The sequence below is a fragment of the Collimonas rhizosphaerae genome (assembly GCF_038896935.1).
Taxonomy (GTDB): domain Bacteria; phylum Pseudomonadota; class Gammaproteobacteria; order Burkholderiales; family Burkholderiaceae_D; genus Collimonas; species Collimonas rhizosphaerae.
On record NZ_JBANDC010000019.1, the window covers coordinates 40,142 to 55,904 of the forward strand.

The window sequence follows — 15,763 nt, forward strand, 5'->3', positions numbered from 1 at the left end:
CAGGACTATGGCACTGTTGGAAATTAAGCAGCTGCGAGTCGAATTCGGCTCGACAGCATCGCCGTTCACCGCGGTCGACGGCCTCGACCTGAGCATCGAAGCCGGCGAAGTGGTCGGCATCGTCGGCGAATCCGGTTCCGGCAAGAGCGTCACCTCGCTGGCGCTGATGGGGCTGATCGACTACCCGGGCCGGGTCAAGGGCGAGCGCATGGCGTTCGACGGCCGCGACCTGCTGAAGATGCCTGAAAAGGAAAGGCGCGGCATGCTGGGCAAGGACATCGCCATGATCTTCCAGGATCCGATGACCAGCCTCAACCCGTCTTTTACGGTGGCGTACCAGTTGATCGAAACCTTGCGCGTGCACCAGGGCGGCTCCAGCAAGGAATTGCGCGCCAAGGCGCTGGCCCTGCTCAAGCAGGTCGACATTCCCGACCCGGAACGGCGCCTGGACGCCTACCCGCACCAGCTTTCCGGCGGCATGAGCCAGCGCGTGATGGTGGCGATTGCGATCGCCTGCAATCCGCGTTTGCTGATCGCCGACGAACCGACCACGGCGCTGGACGTCACGGTGCAGGCGCAGATGCTGGAATTGCTGCTGCAGCTGCAGCGCGACCGCGGCATGGCCCTGATGCTGATCACCCATGACCTGAGCGTGGTGGCCCAGACCGCGCAGCGGGTGGTGGTGATGTACGCCGGGCAGGTAGTGGAAACCGGCCGCGTGCCGGATATCTTCAATGCGCCGAAGCATCCCTACACCCAGGCGCTGCTGGCGGCGCTGCCGGAACACAATATCGGCCGCGCACGCTTGCAAACCATTCCCGGCGTGGTGCCCGGCCAGTACGACCGGCCTGCCGGCTGCCTGTTGAGCCCGCGCTGCGCCTATGCGCAAGACCGCTGCAGCCAGGTCCGGCCCGAGCTGGCGGGCGCGCCGCATGAACAGGTGCGCTGCCATTTTCCGCTGGATGCAGGTGGCCGGCTGACTAACGGCTGGTCGGAAATATCCCGCAAGACACCCGATTTGACGCTGAGCAGTGGGGCCGCATGATGATGAACGCCAATATGAATGTGATCGCCAACCCGGTCACCCTGCTGGAAGCAAAAAACCTGGTCAAGCACTACAGCGTATCGCAAGGCTTGTTTAAACCGAAAGCGACGGCGCGCGCGCTGGACGGCGTGTCGTTCAGCCTGCAGCCGGGCAAGACGCTGGCGGTGGTGGGCGAGTCCGGCTGCGGCAAGTCGACCCTGGCGCGCCAGATCACCATGATCGAACCGCCTACCGGCGGCGAGCTGTGGATGGACGGCGCCAACATCGCCGATGCCGACCGCGCTACCCTGAAACGGGTGCGGCCGCTGGTGCAGATGGTGTTCCAGAATCCCTACGCCAGCCTGAACCCGCGCAAGAAAGTCGGGCAGATGCTGGAAGAGCCGCTGATCATCAATACCGGCCTGAACGCCGCCGAGCGCGCCGACAAGGCGCGCGCCATGATGGCCAAGGTCGGCCTGCGGCCGGAACACTACAGCCGCTATCCGCACATGTTTTCCGGCGGCCAGCGGCAACGGGTGGCGATTGCGCGCGCGCTGATGCTGGATCCGAAGGTGATCGTCGCCGACGAGCCGGTATCCGCGCTCGACGTCTCGATCCAGGCGCAGGTGCTGAACCTGCTGATGGACCTGCAGCAGGCCAGCGGCGTTGCCTACCTGTTCATCTCGCATAACCTGTCGGTGGTCGAGCATATCGCCGACGATGTGCTGGTGATGTACCTCGGTAAAACCGTGGAGCACGGCAGCAAGCAGCAGGTGTTCAGCCGGCCGCTGCATCCCTATACCCGGGCGCTGCTGGCCAGCACCCCGCGCATCGATCCGGCCCAGCGCCAGCAAAAGATGATGCTGCCGGGCGAACTGCCGTCGCCGCTGGCGCCGCCGCCGGGCTGCAGTTTCAACAACCGCTGCCCGTATGCGGTCGAACGCTGCCGGCAGGAAGTGCCGGCCTTGCGCGAGTTTGGCGGCAGCATGGTGGCATGCCACCGGGTGGAAGAAATTCATTGACAGGGAATGGCATGCTAAAGGCAAGGAAGCAGGGCGCGCAGTGGGGCAAGAAGCTGAAACTGGCGGCGGCAATCGGCGCGGCCGCGCTGCTGTGCGGCACGGCCAATATCGCGTTCGCGGCCAAGACGCTGGTGTTTTGCTCGGAAGGCAGCCCGGAGGGATTCAATCCGCAGCTGTTTACTACCGGCACCACTTTCGATGCTTCCTCGGTGCCTTTGTACAACCGCCTGGTGGCGTTTGAACTGGGCACCACCAAGATCGTCCCGGCGCTGGCGGAATCCTGGACGGTGTCGGAGGACGGCCTGACCTACACCTTCAAACTGCGCAAGGGCGTCAAGTTCCACAGCAGCGCCAGGTTCAAGCCGAGCCGCGATTTCAATGCCGACGACGTGCTGTTTTCGTTCAACCGCATGGCGGATGTCAATCATCCATTCCATCAGCTTGCTACCGGCGCCAGCTTCAGCTATTTCCTCGACATGGGTATGGACAAGATCGTCGACAAGGTCAGCAAGCTCGACGCCTACACCGTGGTGTTCAAGCTGAAGCATCCGGAAGCGCCGTTCATCGCCAACCTCGGCATGGATTTCGCCTCTATCCTGTCGGCCGAATATGCCGACAAGATGAAGGCGGCAGGCACGCCCGAGGTGATCGACCGCGAGCCGGTCGGCACCGGCCCGTTCCAGTTCGTGTCCTATCAAAAGGATGCGGTGATCCGCTACAAGGCGTTCGACGCCTATTGGGACGGCCGGCCGAAGCTGGACAACCTGGTTTTTGCGATCACGCCGGACGCCTCGGTGCGTTACGCCAAGTTGAAGGCGAATGAATGCCAGGTAATGGCGTTTCCCAAGCCGGCCGACATCGAACTGATGAAAGCCGATCCGGCCATCACCCTGCTGAGCAAGGAAGGCTTGAACGTCGGTTATATCTCGTTCAATGTCGAGAAAAAGCCGTTCGACAACAAGCTGGTGCGGCAAGCCCTGAACCTGGCCACCGACAAGCAGACGATCCTGAAGACGGTGTACCAGGGCGCCGGCCAGGTCGCCAAGAATCCGATCCCGCCCACGCTCTGGTCTTACGACAACAAGATCCAGGATTATGCCTACGATCCGGCCAAGGCCAAGGCTTTGCTGGCCAAGGCCGGTTATCCCAACGGCGTCGCGGTCGAACTGTGGTACCTGCCGGTGACCCGTCCCTACAATCCGGACGGCAAGCGCATGGCGGAGCTGATCCAGGCCGACTGGGCCAAGATCGGCGTCAAGGCCACGCTCGCCACCTACGAATGGACCGAGTACCTGAAGCGCAGCAAGCAAGGCGTCCAGCAGGCAATGATGTTCGGCTGGTCGGGCGACAACGGCGATCCCGACAATTTCCTTGCAACCTTGCTGGGCTGCGAATCGGTGCGCAGCGGCGGCAATACCGCGCGCTGGTGCGATAAGAATTTCGAGGCATTGATCCAGAAAGCCAAGCTGACGCCGAAGCAGGATGAGCGCGCCAAGCTGTATCAGCAGGCACAGGCGATGGTGCATGAGGAAGCGCCATGGATACCGCTGGCGCACTCGCTGACGCATACGCCGATCCGCAAGCAGGTGATCGGCTTCAAGATGTCGGCGTTCGCGCTGCATGATTTCAGCAAGGTCGACCTCGGCAAGTAAAGTTGCCGTATTGCCGCTGTACAGGGGCAGGGTGCAATGTATTGTCCCGTATCGGCTGCGGGTTTATTGTGCATATTGCAATCCCGGCCGCTTAGATTGGCTGGCCGGGGACTGGCCGGGCTTGGTACAATGGCAGCTTATTCCTTCCCCTATCTATTCCAAGTCCATGATCGACATCCAACTTCTTCGCAAAGACATCGCTAGCGCCGCCGACCGCCTGGCCACGCGCAAATTCAAGCTCGACGTCAGTAGCTTCAACGCCTTGGAAGCCGAACGCAAGCAAATCCAGACCCGTACCGAAGAGCTGCAGGGCCAGCGCAATTCGCTGTCCAAGCAGATCGGCATGCTGAAAGGCAAGGGCGAAGACGCCTCCGCCGTGATGGCTGAAGTCGCCGGCATCGGCGATGAGTTGAAGGCGTCGGCAACCCGGCTCGACCAGGTGCAGGAACAGGTCAGCGGATTCTTGCTGGCGGTCCCGAACCTGCCGCACGAATCGGTGCCGGTCGGCGCCGATGAAGCCGGCAATGTCGAGGTGCGCAAAGTGGGCACGCCGCGCAGCTTCGATTTCGAAGCACGCGACCACGTCGATGTCGGCGCCGCGCTCGGCCTGGATTTCGACGTCGCCGCCAAGATCACCGGCTCGCGCTTTTCCGTCATGAAGGGCGGCATCGCCCGCCTGCACCGCGCGCTGGGCCAGTTCATGCTCGATACGCAAACCGCCGAGCACGGCTACACCGAGTGCTATACGCCTTACATCGTAAACGCCGATTCGCTGCGCGGCACCGGCCAGCTGCCCAAGTTTGAAGAAGACCTGTTTGCGGTCAAGAAGGGCGGCCAGGAAGGCGAGCAGGCCGCCGACGCCGCGGCGCTGTACCTGATCCCGACGGCGGAAGTGCCGCTGACCAATATCGTGCGCGACGAAATCCTCGCCGGCGACACGTTGCCGCTCAAGATGGTTGCGCATTCGCCGTGCTTCCGCTCGGAAGCCGGCAGCTATGGCCGCGACACGCGCGGCATGATCCGCCAGCACCAGTTCGACAAGGTTGAAATGGTGCAGATCGTGCATCCGGAAAAATCCTATGAAGTGCTGGAGGAAATGGTCGGCCATGCAGAAAACATCCTGAAGAAGCTCGGCCTGCCGTATCGCGTGGTGTCCCTGTGCACCGGCGATATCGGTTTCGGCTCAGCCAAGACCTATGACCTGGAAGTATGGCTGCCGGCGCAAAACACCTACCGCGAAATTTCCTCGGTCTCCAACTTCGAGGCATTCCAGGCGCGCCGCATGCAAGCGCGTTTCCGCAATGCGCAGGGCAAGACCGAACTGGTGCACACCCTGAACGGTTCCGGCCTGGCGGTTGGACGGACGCTGGTGGCGATACTGGAGAATTTCCAGCAGGCGGACGGCAGCGTGGAAATCCCGGCGGTGCTGCATCCTTACATGGGCGGCATCACCAGATTGAGCGCTAAGTAATTGATTTGACAGGGCTATTTTGCGTTGTTTGAACGCAGGATCCGGCAGTGGAATGGCTTGAATAAAAAGTCATTCCATAGTCAAAAAGAGTCTGCTATAATCTTGCGCTTTGCTGCATTAAACACAGCAAGTCGACCGAAACCGGAGAGGTGGCAGAGTGGTCGAATGTACTTGACTCGAAATCAAGCGTACGTTAAATCGTACCGTGGGTTCGAATCCCACCCTCTCCGCCAGTACACGTAATATCCATGCGGGTTTCAGAGCATGAGCAAGAAATCAAAGCCACCCTAACCGGTGGCTTTTTTCTTTGGTGGTGGGAGACATATTGACCATTACCCATTTTTTTTCCCAATTTTCCCCACTGCAGCAGTCAATGTATCGATGGCAAGATGGCTATAGCGCTGCGTGCTTCGCGGGTCTTTGTGTCCAAGCACTCTCCCGACCGTAAACAGGTCAACTCCTGCATTAATTAGTTCACTTGCCGCGCTGTGGCGCAGGTCATGAAAGTGAATATGGCCAAGCCCACCAACTGCTCTGGCGCGCTGAAATGAGCGTTGGATAGCCGACAAATTCGGGGATCACTGGATTTCCGTCCCAGGACAGAAGGGTTGCAAAACCAATTGGCTGGCCACCTGGCGCAACTGGTGCCGCAACGAACAGCAACGGAACTCGCCCAAGCCAACCAACGCTGCGATCGACAGCCTTCGGGAAGTCAGTCGGAGGGCCATTTATATCCGCTTGGGCGTTGGGTATAAAACATGGCGATACGCTGATCTTGATGAGCTATACGAAGCGGCAAAAAGAGAAATTGCGACGGAGCTGAGGAAGCGTGGCGTGATTTAAATGGCAATATTTCGGAGGCGCCCGCGTTGATAGTTCTTTAATGTTGCTATAAGAACATATCCGTGGCAGCATGCGTAAATCACCTATCCCCGAATTTGTTAGATCAAAAAAATAAACGTCATGAAAATAGAGTATGAAAACAAATTCTCAGATATTTTTATCTTCTGTGTCTTTCATCAATTCCACTCCATAGTCTTACAGGTGCTTTATTTGCTCATGTCCTTTTGGGTCTTTAGAACGGGATTGGAGGATAGTTCTGTTCTGGCTGCAGGCATCGGTGCATTCCTGTCTTACGTCGCGTTGTGGCTGATTCAGATAGTCTTCAATGGCATCTATTTGTTTTCAAAAAAAGATAAATCTACATGCACGAAGCATTCAGTCGAAATACAGGATGAATCCCTTGTTGATCAAACGAAGTACAGTAAATCGTTCTTCTATTGGGATGGGATACTAAAGGCAGTACGTCGGCCTGGTCACGTAGCGATATACGTGACGGCGCATTCGGCATGCGTCATTCCAATGCGCGCGTTCAGTTCAAAAGAACAATGCAATGAATTGGTGAAGTTGGTCAATCAGAAGCTGAAGTAATGACCAGACTGCAGAAGCAGTTAACCTCGGAACATTTGTCTATGAAGAATTTTCTCGCCGTAATTCTTTTTACTTTGATTGCTTTCCCAGCCTGGGGACAAGACAGCTATTGGAGGGATCGGCAGGGACATCCTATTCCGAATACTGAGTCGCGTCAGTCGGAACGTGGATTCGGAGGTTCGGTGCTTGTGACGTCGGATGCGGATTGGCGGGAGAAATGGAATACGCCAGCGGAGACGGTTCCTGAGTTCAAGGAGGCAAAATCCCTCCCACGCGGAAAACACATTTTCGTCCTTACGTTCTTTGCAAATCCACAGTTGAGTAATGAAAGTAGCGCAGACATAACTTGTGATATCAACATAGCTAAGCCTGATGGTTCTGCAGCCATGAACCAGACGAACACTGTTTGTTATAAAGGACCTATAAAGGGGAGTGCCTACAGTATGTATCTGGCGTTACCTGTTATTGATTTTGTTGGTGATCCTGACGACCCTCTGGGAAAGTGGACGGTGCGGATTTCGCTAAAAGACAATATTCGGAAAGTGACACTACCTTTGAAAACGTCGTTCGAGCTTCGATAGATGGATCAAATCAACAATCGATCTAATACGTTTCGGGCGATTCCCTTCGGTACGGAAACTGGAGTCGATTTTCCGTCGGACGTCAGCAAAATTATTTTTGATCCGCCGAATTTATCCGTACTAATTGCAACATCTGTGACGCCTTCTGGCGATGTTTCAGGTCTTCAAATTTGCTTTGAAAATGTCACGGGATTTAGATATCTCGATGAACTCGATTTGGCTCGATACTGGGCCTCAAGCGGTTTTCCGAGAGGCTTCCATATAATCGAAGTTGTTGGTGGCGGTTGGTCGAGTGAAGAAACAGCTACTCAAGGTTGGGATCGCTCATGTAGGGAATGGTTGGTTGTAACTGGCAATGGCTGCGTTAATGTATTTTCGCCTAAGGATCCGACAAGTGAAATCGTAACTTTAGGACCAAGCCCCTAATAATTTTACGAAGCTGTTTACTGTTTGCTTTCTCTATCAAGACCGCTTATGCCCATGGCGCATTCAGTCCAAAAGAACAATGCAATGAATTGGTGAAGTTGGTCAATCGGAAGCTGAAGTAATGATTAGACTGAAGAAGTAGTTATCCGAAAAAAATAGTAAGTTCGTTCGCCATCGCAGCAAGCTGGCCAGCCTCATACATCACGCATACTTTTAAGCAGGAATCGTAGTTATCCCCATTGAGAATTATCCTGAGGCTAATATGTCCCGTGGCATCGGACGTGGCCTCGAATGAAACGCGCTCTTCCAGGTCACTCCACGTTTTTTTCTGTTTCCACCCCATCCAGTCATTGACCATCTCTCGAAATAAATCTGCGGGAGACGAGACCATATAAGTTGACGACGGCGCCACACCCGTAAACCAAGGCGTTTTCACTGCAACATTAAAAACTGTTTCTTCTTTATAACGCGAAATCACGTCAAAAATTAGGAGCGAGCCATCGTCTGGCGATTTAAACTCTAGATGATTCATGTGCCAAAGCTTTCTAATGGCAAACGTAAACGGTGTGAAGCATCAGAGTTGAGCGGCAAGCTAAGCATTTGTTACCCTCTTAAATAGTGTTTCGTCGAGCGTTACAAAAAACATTGTCGGTGTCCCGGCACCAAGCACATGCAGTGGTCGACATGCTTCTACTTGTGCCCAGAACGCATTTGCTAAGCCGCTGCTTGCGTCGAGTGGCGCAAATCCAAAGTGATTTACAAATGAGCGACAGTGGCCAAGGGCTCCAGAATTATCGTACACGTACCATTCGTCAAAGCCTGGCATGGGCAATTGCGAAACCTTTGAAATCCGCTGGCTAATCGTTATTCCGTGTTGGTCTTCCCATCCGGTTTTTATATCGGCGTCCGTCGGCCTATATGGTCCGCTATCGCATGATGCGATGGCTACATACCGTCCTACAACTATTTCGGGAAGTCGATCAATGAGGTCCTTAAGAGATGGGTCCCAATCCTCCGTCCACTCTACAATCCAATAGCCTGCTCGTGAACCTGTACGCATAATGTTTATCCGCGCAATGTTGCTGTATACTGATTTGTGCAGCCGAGGCCCATCGCTAGTAAGCTAACACTTAGTCCTATCGTTGTGGACTGCCACGCATTGATTTTGAACACACACTCACCGTTAATAAGCTATGACGTATACAGCAGTTAGAACTTCTGTTGATTGACTCCGACACTTATGAGTGTCCACATGATCGCACCGATGGCAATAACTATCCAATTCGATCGGCTGAATTTGGAATTTTCAGCGTGAGGAGGATGCATTGCTGCATTTATCCGATTTACATGTGCCTGCACTGGGAGTAAGTAAATAAATGAAAGCAAGTAGTACAACAGCCACGGCCCTCGAAGTTGGGGCGAGATTGTAATTAGCAGCCACCCTGCAGCCCATGCAATGGGAGGCACAACTGACTGCACTCCGATCTGAGCACCATATTTGTGGATACGGGAAAAGCATTGATAGCAGAAAAAGACCGAGAATACGGACCTAACGCCTGGGGCTATATTGGACTTCTCTCGGACTTTGATAATCCGCCAGTTTCGATAAAACCAATAGATCTCATAAATACCCGCCGTGAAGATAGACATGATAGCGAGTTTGAAAAGAGACACAGCAAAAAATGGTGGGTCAATTTCAATAGTTTTGTATAACTGCGGGCCATTGGAAATATCATTTGGCTTGTAGGCACTCATCGAATCAGTGATCACATTCTTCCCTGGAATCTTATTGTGTTTTCGCGAAAATCTAGATTCGCCCATAGATTAATAATGTTGCCGTACATTATCGTTTCTTAATTGTATAATTCGCAAGTGAATTATGTAAGTTTCTAGAGAGGCATTACCCATGATCACTGCCAGTGATACCGAAGGAACTCACCGTTTGTTCGCTCGAAAGCTTTGACTAGAATGCCGTTTACTTTTAGATGTAACTCATGTGGCGAAACCCATGAAGGTATGCCGAGTTTTGGCGCCCATGCTCCGCTTAGTTACTACGGTGTCCCAGAAGAGGAGCGTGCTAGGCGCTGTGATTTGGGAAGCGATGACTGCGTAATCGACAAACAGCAGTACTTCGTTCGTGGATGTATTGAAATTCCTGTCCAAGGTGAAACCGAGTCTTTCAGTTGGGGAGTGTGGGTTTCACTAAGTGAAGCCAATTTTCTTCTATGGCTTAAATATTTTGGAGAAGAAAAGCGTTCACAAGTCGGGCCGTTCTTCGGATGGCTTAATGCATGGCTGAAGCCTTATCCAGACACCATAGGTCTAAAAACGATGGTTCACCTGCGCGATGATGGTATTCGTCCATATGTTGAACTCGAACCGACCGATCATCCACTTGCGATTGAACAGCGCACGGGAATTACCGTTGAGCGTGTTGCAGAACTTTATTCACTCATGATGCATCAAGAGGGGAAATCGCCCTTGACCAATTAGGTAGCTTTGTTTACGCAAAAAAAAATCAATAATATGAAAAAGTCTCTTAACATAGGTTTGCCAATTGGAGTTGCCATTTGTACTCCGCCCATCATTGCGGTCGGATATACTTTTTTCTCTCTACTGTTAACTGCCGGTCGCAACGAGTCGGTTGGTTCAATAATTTCGCTTGTATTTATTGGTTCTTTTTTGGTCTCAGCGGGACATATTTTTCTTTTCGGATTGCCGGGTGTGTGGCTGTTGCGAACATTGAAAATATTTCGTAGCTGGACGGTTATTCTGTTGGGACTGTTCCTCGGGAGTATTCCAGCTGGTATTTTTCTTATGCCGCGATACACAATGAACGCTGGCTACATTAGCAACGGGATAGTGATGATCAAAGATGGTGTTCCTACACAGGCATGGTGGAATAGCTACTTTCAAAATGTTGCGATTGTGGGAGGCTTGGGAGCTTTGACAGGGTTTGTATTTTGGTTGGTGTGGAAGCGTTGCAATCCAACAGATTAAATCGTCTCTATTCACCAGAGATTGGAAGCCATGTTCGTATTCTATATATGAAAAACAAGTCAAAAACAAAGCTGGATGCAATTGTTGATACCTACGAAGAGCTCGCAGCGGAGTACAGAGTACTTGGCGATCAAAAATTGATAGACCTATTTGATTCCTTTATACCGTTCATTCAAACAGCGAAAGCTGACCCTCAAGTGAAGCGTTCAGCGATTGCTGCAGGATGCGAACAAGGCTTAAGAGAAACGCCGCAATTCCTTACTAATTTTAAGCTGCCAGAAGATATCCAAAGTACGGCGCTTAAAATTTTTTATAGAGTAGTGGAGACTCATATGCCAGCTTTTTTCGAAAAAGAGCGGCAGAAGCGAGAGCAGATAATCCGTCGTGGGAAGATCAAAGGGGAACGTGAGTGGTATCTACTCCGAAATCGCGTAGATGAGATTGAAGGGGACGTTGCGCATGAAGTGGAGTTGCTTGAACTCTACAGGATGCTGGATGATTACGAGAGTGCCGCATAGCCACCAAGTGGACGCATAACGACTCTTCCTATCAAAAAAGTGTGCCGTTCTGGTTGGCTTTCTTTTTTCGTGGTGTTGCCGAAGCCGGTCGAGCGGCCATTAATTCGGCAGGGTAAGCTAGTAGTTTTATCGAAACTTACCTGGATGCTGTTCGATCACTGCGCGCGGCTGGGCTGAATGCAAAAATAGTGTTTGTTTCATCCAATACAAAAGACTATGCGGTGGAAAATAGATCTCAATTAAAGGCAGATCTTGCGATGGAATTTAACGCTCTGAGAATAGAGTACGCACCGAATATGGGAGCGGCGAAATATCAGCTTGGACTGTAAAGATAGGGTGTTATTGGAATTCTTTATCTTTTTTTCATGGCTGACGTTCGGCGATCTCATCAATTAGCATTTCCGATTAGTTTATCTATGGTCACACACGTAGAAATTACAAACGCTAGGTCTCGCAGATGAATCCTCCAGCTTCGCTCTACAAGTACGAGGCGTTTTCGACACAATCTCTGCTTAATCTCAAAGGGCAGATTATCTACTTCGGCTCGCCGCTTAAGTTCAACGATCCATACGACTGCGCTCTCACCCCGAACATTCTGATCCCAACCGACTTCGAAATTGAAACGATTCGCCAGGCATATTTAAAGATGCCTAACATACCTGCACGCAGTCGCCAAGATTTAGAGGTATTCGATCCACCTCGCATGCGGGAGAGCTTGATGCGAGCGGCTCGTACAGGGTTCAGCGAGATGGTTGACAAATTCCTGGCGCAGAGAGGTGTCGCGTGTTTCTCGGAAACCAATGACGACCTCCTAATGTGGTCCCATTATGGTGGTCACTACAAGGGTTTCTGCTTAGAATTTAACACCTCAACTGAGCCGTTTAAGAAGATCAATCAAGTGAAATATGTTTCAATGCTTCCCGGCATCAGCATCTCAAATGCGTTACTGGATAGCGACTTTCATCCAGTCCAAGAACTCTTCTGTACCAAGTCTAAAGCTTGGGAGTATGAAAAAGAATGGCGCGCGATTCACGGAGTGGCTGGAACACAGTTCCGCTATTCACCTGAAACGCTTACCGGTGTTTACTTTGGTCCCGATATCGACGAGCAATCACTTGAAATCCTCTGTCTAATCCTTGCTGGGCAGAATGAGAGTGTTCAACTCTGGCGCGGAAAGCGAAGCACTACTGAGTTCCGTGTGCTATTCGAGCCGTTCACTTATATGTCGTACCTTGATGCAAAGCGACGCGGACTGCGATAACCGTCCGTTCCCGATTAATCCGAATAGTAAATGAGGGTGTTGGAAATGATTCTTAGCTCGAATATGCTTGAGTATCGCAAATACATTCACACAACACGATGACAACACCATATTTCGATTTCGTCACCGGCCTAATCGCGGCGGCAAAGGCACAAGCCGACAAACTGGCAAGTCATGCGGACCATCACGGTTTGGCGGGAGAGATACGTGAACTGGCAGCGCAGAAATGCGTAGAGCCGTTCCTAACTCAAAGCTTCCGATGTGGTACAGGGAAGGTCATAGACTCACTCGGAAACAAATCGGATCAGGCGGATATTGTCGTTTATCATAAAAGGACTGTGGCGCCCGTTTTTCTCAGCAGTCAACTTGGGCTTTTCCCTGTTGAGTGCGTAGAATACGTGTTTGAGGTGAAATCGACGCTTTCAGCGACCGAGATCAAAGATGCGAACACTAAATTTCGTGCGCTCGCCAAGTTGAAGTCTTATCCAAAAACTGACGCGGATGGAACGGTGATCGGCGGGCTCATGCCCTCCGCCATACTCCTTGCTTTCTCTTCAGATATTGTTGGCGACGAGTTGGAGCGGTATCTCAAGCATACCGACGATAGCTCCCCACCATGTACTATTCTTTGTGTTTTGGGCAAGGGATATTGGTGGTATGTGAGCGGGCAATGGCACGGGATGAGGTGTGTTCCGAGCATGCCGCCATTCACAGAGTATGCTTCTTTCATCACAGGCTTAATGAACACACTTAGTTCTGAGGAGTGTTCAATCAGGCCATTCAATCCTGGGCCATACATTGATGCGATCGGGGCAGTTATGTATGCTATGGGCCTTAAACCTGGTGACACGCCGCCAGATTATTTTCTCAATCCAACGCTTTAGTGGATCGTCCGTTTCGGCTACTCGCTTGCACTATGGCCAACGTTTCAATGTTGGATCTCGGCGACTTAAACCGGCCGCATCGGGTTGGTTGCAGGTATTCAGGAAATGCTTGCACTGTATGTAAACTCAGTATATGATTCTTCTGTCACCAGTCGCGTCCATACAAAACGTGACAGCCAATACAAGAGTTGATTCGTTACATGTCGAGGCCACTTTGCAGATAGCATTGGGTTTTGGGAATCATCTCCTGTATTGGTTGGATCTAAGCTCGCCTCGGCGAGCTTTTTTGTTTATGATTCAATCGTCCTTAGTTGATTAGCGAGCATAGTTTCGATAATCAGTAAGGAGATAAGCCCGCACGATCTTTCGTAAAAGCGACCGCTCCTCGCTGCTGGCACCAAATTTCAAAGCCTCGAACCGTCACTGGTTCGGGGCTTTTTCGTTTCAGCGGCATAAATAAATGAGGTTTTCGAAAATGAATGTGACTGGTCAACTGGATTCGCAAGATGCCGGGAAATTAGCATCGATAATTGGCATCTCCTACATTATTGTGGCCATTGGAGTCGCGTCTGCGGGAGTCGCCACGTTAGTTTGGACCGTTCGTTGGTGGTAGTGCGATCGAGTCGAACCGATGCCATGTAGACCAAAGTTAATATGCCGGCAGCCAGGCTGCGGCGCACTAATTGATTCGCCTGGCTATTGCACGAAGCACTCCACAGCCAGGCAGAAGGCCGATTCAGAAAGACATGGTACCGTTCACGAGCGCGGCTATACCAGCGCTTGGACGAAGGCGCGGCTTCATTATTTGAATGCACATCCGCTTTGTGTTCATTGTGATCGTGACGGCATCGTTAAAGAGGCCGCGATTGTGGACCATATCATTCCACATCGATTGAAAGCGGCAATAGATACGGGGATAGAAAGATCACGGTGAATCAGGATTGATCTATATCAAAGCGTGAACCGGACCCGCACGATACCCTGTGTTGAATGAATGTGGTCAGTCCCGCGTATTGACACATCCGATAACCGGAGGCTGTACATGTTTTCTTCCAGAAAATCCTTGCCCTCAATGGATGCAGTCAGTTTCGATGCCTCCTTGCTGCGCAAGCTGAACCAGCTTGGACCTCGTTATACCTCCTACCCCACGGCAGACAGGTTTTCAGAAGATTTCGGTTCCGACGACTATCTGCAAGCAGTTGCCAACAGGCGTGACATGGGTGCGCGCCATGCCTTGTCGTTGTATATGCATATTCCGTTTTGCGAAACGATTTGCTACTACTGCGCCTGCAATAAGGTCGCCAGCAAGAGTCTTGGCAAGGCGGCGCTCTACCTGACCTACCTGAAGCGCGAGATCTCGATGCAGGCGGAATTGTTTCAAGGCATGAACCAGGTCGAGCAATTGCATTTCGGCGGCGGCACGCCGACCTTCCTGACGGACTTGCAGATGACGGATCTGCTTGCGCATCTACACCGGAATTTTCAGTTTGCACCGGACGGGCAGGGGGAATATTCGATAGAGGTCGATCCGCGCACGGTTACGCCGAAACGCATCGTCACATTGCGGCGCCAGGGCTTTAATCGCCTTAGCCTCGGTGTGCAAGATTTCGATCCTGTGGTGCAGAAAGCCGTTAACCGGGTCCAGCCTGAGGAAGATACGCTCAGGATCATTGATGCTGCCCGTTATGCCGGCTTTCGCTCAGTCAGCATAGATCTGATTTACGGTTTGCCGAAACAGAATGTGATATCGATGGCGCAAACGCTGAGCAAGGTGATCGCAGCGGCGCCGGACCGGATCGCCGTTTTCAGCTATGCGCACATGCCGCATATATTCAAGCCGCAACGCCGCATCGCCGACGTCGACTTGCCGACGCCGGAAGCCAAGATAGACATGTTGTTCCTCTGCATAAAGCGGCTGACCGACGCTGGTTACGTGTACATCGGCATGGACCATTTCGCCAAGCCTGACGACGATTTAGCGATCGCCCAGCGACAAGGGCGCCTGCATCGCAATTTTCAAGGTTATTCGACGCACGCTGAGGCTGACCTGGTCTCATGCGGCGTGTCTGCCATCAGTGCCGTCGGAGCCAGCTATAGCCAGAACGAAAAAACCTTGGATGCCTATTATCAACGCCTCGACCAGCACGCATTGCCGATTGTGCGCGGCGCCAAGCTGAGCATGGATGACTTGCTGCGACGGCTGATCATTCAACGCCTGATGTGCAATTTCGAGTTATCGCTTGCATCGATCGAGATCGCCTATCCGATCAAGTTCTCTGAATACTTTTCCACTGAATTGACGCAATTGGAATTGCTGGCGGCAGACGGCTTGCTCAAGCTGGATGACGAATGGATCACTGTGACCATGAGAGGGCGTTTGCTGATCCGTAATATCTGCATGGTGTTTGATCGCTATCTGGCCTTGGCGCAAAGCCCATTGCGTTATTCGAAAACCATTTAGGCGCTTGCATGGAATTACATCCGCCCGTCATG

General features: G+C 52.3%; 15 protein-coding genes and 1 tRNA gene. 14 read left to right on the forward strand and 2 right to left on the reverse strand.

Going from position 1 to position 15,763, the window contains the following annotated elements; genetic code table 11:
* Positions 1-7: 7 nt before the first annotated feature.
* The 5 genes from V8G57_RS21600 (at position 8) to V8G57_RS21620 (ending at position 5,402) form a co-directional block, all read left to right on the forward strand.
* Positions 8-1,045 carry an oligopeptide/dipeptide ABC transporter ATP-binding protein gene (locus V8G57_RS21600; RefSeq protein WP_342831141.1) on the forward strand — a complete coding sequence of 346 codons (1,038 nt, stop codon included), beginning with the start codon at positions 8-10 and terminating at the stop codon, positions 1,043-1,045.
* A complete protein-coding gene (locus V8G57_RS21605) occupies positions 1,042-2,046 on the forward strand; it encodes a peptide ABC transporter ATP-binding protein (RefSeq protein WP_254784895.1) in 1,005 nt (334 codons plus the stop codon). The genes V8G57_RS21600 and V8G57_RS21605 overlap by 4 nt, the downstream gene beginning before the upstream one ends.
* 11 nt (positions 2,047-2,057) lie before the next feature.
* Entirely contained in the window at positions 2,058-3,698 is a 1,641-nt protein-coding gene (locus V8G57_RS21610) for an ABC transporter substrate-binding protein (RefSeq protein ID WP_342831143.1), read from the forward strand.
* A 166-nt stretch (positions 3,699-3,864) separates the two neighbouring features.
* On the forward strand, positions 3,865-5,169 hold the full coding sequence (gene serS, locus V8G57_RS21615; RefSeq protein WP_342831144.1) for a serine--tRNA ligase: 1,305 nt from the start codon (positions 3,865-3,867) through the stop codon (positions 5,167-5,169).
* Between the two features lie 143 nt (positions 5,170-5,312).
* A tRNA-Ser gene (locus tag V8G57_RS21620) sits at positions 5,313-5,402 on the forward strand.
* Positions 5,403-5,501: 99 nt separating this feature from the next.
* Here V8G57_RS21620 and V8G57_RS21625 read toward each other — a convergent pair.
* Positions 5,502-5,738 (reverse strand): tyrosine-type recombinase/integrase, encoded by a 237-nt coding sequence (locus V8G57_RS21625; RefSeq protein WP_342831145.1) that lies wholly within the window; start codon positions 5,736-5,738, stop codon positions 5,502-5,504.
* 490 nt (positions 5,739-6,228) lie between these two features.
* Between V8G57_RS21625 and V8G57_RS26305 the strand changes: the two genes are divergently transcribed.
* Genes V8G57_RS26305 through V8G57_RS21635 form a run of 3 tightly spaced genes read left to right on the forward strand, consistent with a single transcriptional unit; the run spans position 6,229 to position 7,607 of the window.
* Complete coding sequence (locus tag V8G57_RS26305; RefSeq protein ID WP_425458319.1) at positions 6,229-6,600, forward strand: YcxB family protein; 372 nt, start codon at positions 6,229-6,231, stop codon at positions 6,598-6,600.
* 41 nt (positions 6,601-6,641) lie between these two features.
* A complete protein-coding gene (locus V8G57_RS21630; protein WP_342831146.1) occupies positions 6,642-7,181 on the forward strand; it encodes a hypothetical protein in 540 nt (179 codons plus the stop codon).
* Positions 7,182-7,607 carry a hypothetical protein gene (locus V8G57_RS21635; protein ID WP_342831147.1) on the forward strand — a complete coding sequence of 142 codons (426 nt, stop codon included), beginning with the start codon at positions 7,182-7,184 and terminating at the stop codon, positions 7,605-7,607. It begins immediately after the preceding gene.
* 142 nt (positions 7,608-7,749) lie between these two features.
* Here the strand turns inward: V8G57_RS21635 and V8G57_RS21640 are convergent, their stop codons facing one another.
* The gene (locus V8G57_RS21640; protein WP_342831148.1) at positions 7,750-8,139 is read right to left on the reverse strand and encodes a DUF6228 family protein; all 390 of its coding nucleotides are present in this window, start codon (positions 8,137-8,139) and stop codon (positions 7,750-7,752) included.
* 1,436 nt (positions 8,140-9,575) lie between these two features.
* Between V8G57_RS21640 and V8G57_RS21645 the strand changes: the two genes are divergently transcribed.
* The 6 genes from V8G57_RS21645 to hemN all read left to right on the forward strand — a co-directional run bounded on the left by V8G57_RS21645 (position 9,576) and on the right by hemN (position 15,731).
* Positions 9,576-10,100, forward strand: a complete 525-nt coding sequence (locus tag V8G57_RS21645; protein WP_342831149.1) for a DUF2199 domain-containing protein — start codon at positions 9,576-9,578, stop codon at positions 10,098-10,100.
* Between the two features lie 33 nt (positions 10,101-10,133).
* Positions 10,134-10,607 (forward strand): hypothetical protein, encoded by a 474-nt coding sequence (locus tag V8G57_RS21650; RefSeq protein WP_342831150.1) that lies wholly within the window; start codon positions 10,134-10,136, stop codon positions 10,605-10,607.
* Positions 10,608-10,654: 47 nt separating this feature from the next.
* A complete protein-coding gene (locus V8G57_RS21655) occupies positions 10,655-11,125 on the forward strand; it encodes a hypothetical protein (RefSeq protein WP_342831151.1) in 471 nt (156 codons plus the stop codon).
* Between the two features lie 457 nt (positions 11,126-11,582).
* A complete protein-coding gene (locus tag V8G57_RS21660; RefSeq protein ID WP_342831153.1) occupies positions 11,583-12,386 on the forward strand; it encodes a DUF2971 domain-containing protein in 804 nt (267 codons plus the stop codon).
* 98 nt (positions 12,387-12,484) lie between these two features.
* Positions 12,485-13,270, forward strand: coding sequence for a DUF6602 domain-containing protein (locus V8G57_RS21665; protein WP_342831154.1), 786 nt, complete (start codon positions 12,485-12,487; stop codon positions 13,268-13,270).
* 1,042 nt (positions 13,271-14,312) lie between these two features.
* Positions 14,313-15,731, forward strand: a complete 1,419-nt coding sequence (hemN, locus tag V8G57_RS21670; protein WP_342831155.1) for an oxygen-independent coproporphyrinogen III oxidase — start codon at positions 14,313-14,315, stop codon at positions 15,729-15,731.
* Positions 15,732-15,763 lie beyond the last annotated feature (32 nt).

What these genes read in the sequence shown, in the direction of transcription:
- V8G57_RS21600 (WP_342831141.1), top strand. Translation starts at nt 8, where the DNA reads ATGGCACTGTTGGAAATTAAGCAGCTGCGAGTCGAATTCGGCTCGACA.
- V8G57_RS21605 (WP_254784895.1), top strand. Translation starts at nt 1,042, where the DNA reads ATGATGATGAACGCCAATATGAATGTGATCGCCAACCCGGTCACCCTG.
- V8G57_RS21610 (WP_342831143.1), top strand. Translation starts at nt 2,058, where the DNA reads ATGCTAAAGGCAAGGAAGCAGGGCGCGCAGTGGGGCAAGAAGCTGAAA.
- serS (WP_342831144.1), top strand. Translation starts at nt 3,865, where the DNA reads ATGATCGACATCCAACTTCTTCGCAAAGACATCGCTAGCGCCGCCGAC.
- V8G57_RS26305 (WP_425458319.1), top strand. Translation starts at nt 6,229, where the DNA reads ATGTCCTTTTGGGTCTTTAGAACGGGATTGGAGGATAGTTCTGTTCTG.
- V8G57_RS21630 (WP_342831146.1), top strand. Translation starts at nt 6,642, where the DNA reads ATGAAGAATTTTCTCGCCGTAATTCTTTTTACTTTGATTGCTTTCCCA.
- V8G57_RS21635 (WP_342831147.1), top strand. Translation starts at nt 7,182, where the DNA reads ATGGATCAAATCAACAATCGATCTAATACGTTTCGGGCGATTCCCTTC.
- V8G57_RS21640 (WP_342831148.1), bottom strand. Translation starts at nt 8,139, where the DNA reads ATGAATCATCTAGAGTTTAAATCGCCAGACGATGGCTCGCTCCTAATT.
- V8G57_RS21645 (WP_342831149.1), top strand. Translation starts at nt 9,576, where the DNA reads ATGCCGTTTACTTTTAGATGTAACTCATGTGGCGAAACCCATGAAGGT.
- V8G57_RS21650 (WP_342831150.1), top strand. Translation starts at nt 10,134, where the DNA reads ATGAAAAAGTCTCTTAACATAGGTTTGCCAATTGGAGTTGCCATTTGT.
- V8G57_RS21655 (WP_342831151.1), top strand. Translation starts at nt 10,655, where the DNA reads ATGAAAAACAAGTCAAAAACAAAGCTGGATGCAATTGTTGATACCTAC.
- V8G57_RS21660 (WP_342831153.1), top strand. Translation starts at nt 11,583, where the DNA reads ATGAATCCTCCAGCTTCGCTCTACAAGTACGAGGCGTTTTCGACACAA.
- V8G57_RS21665 (WP_342831154.1), top strand. Translation starts at nt 12,485, where the DNA reads ATGACAACACCATATTTCGATTTCGTCACCGGCCTAATCGCGGCGGCA.
- hemN (WP_342831155.1), top strand. Translation starts at nt 14,313, where the DNA reads ATGTTTTCTTCCAGAAAATCCTTGCCCTCAATGGATGCAGTCAGTTTC.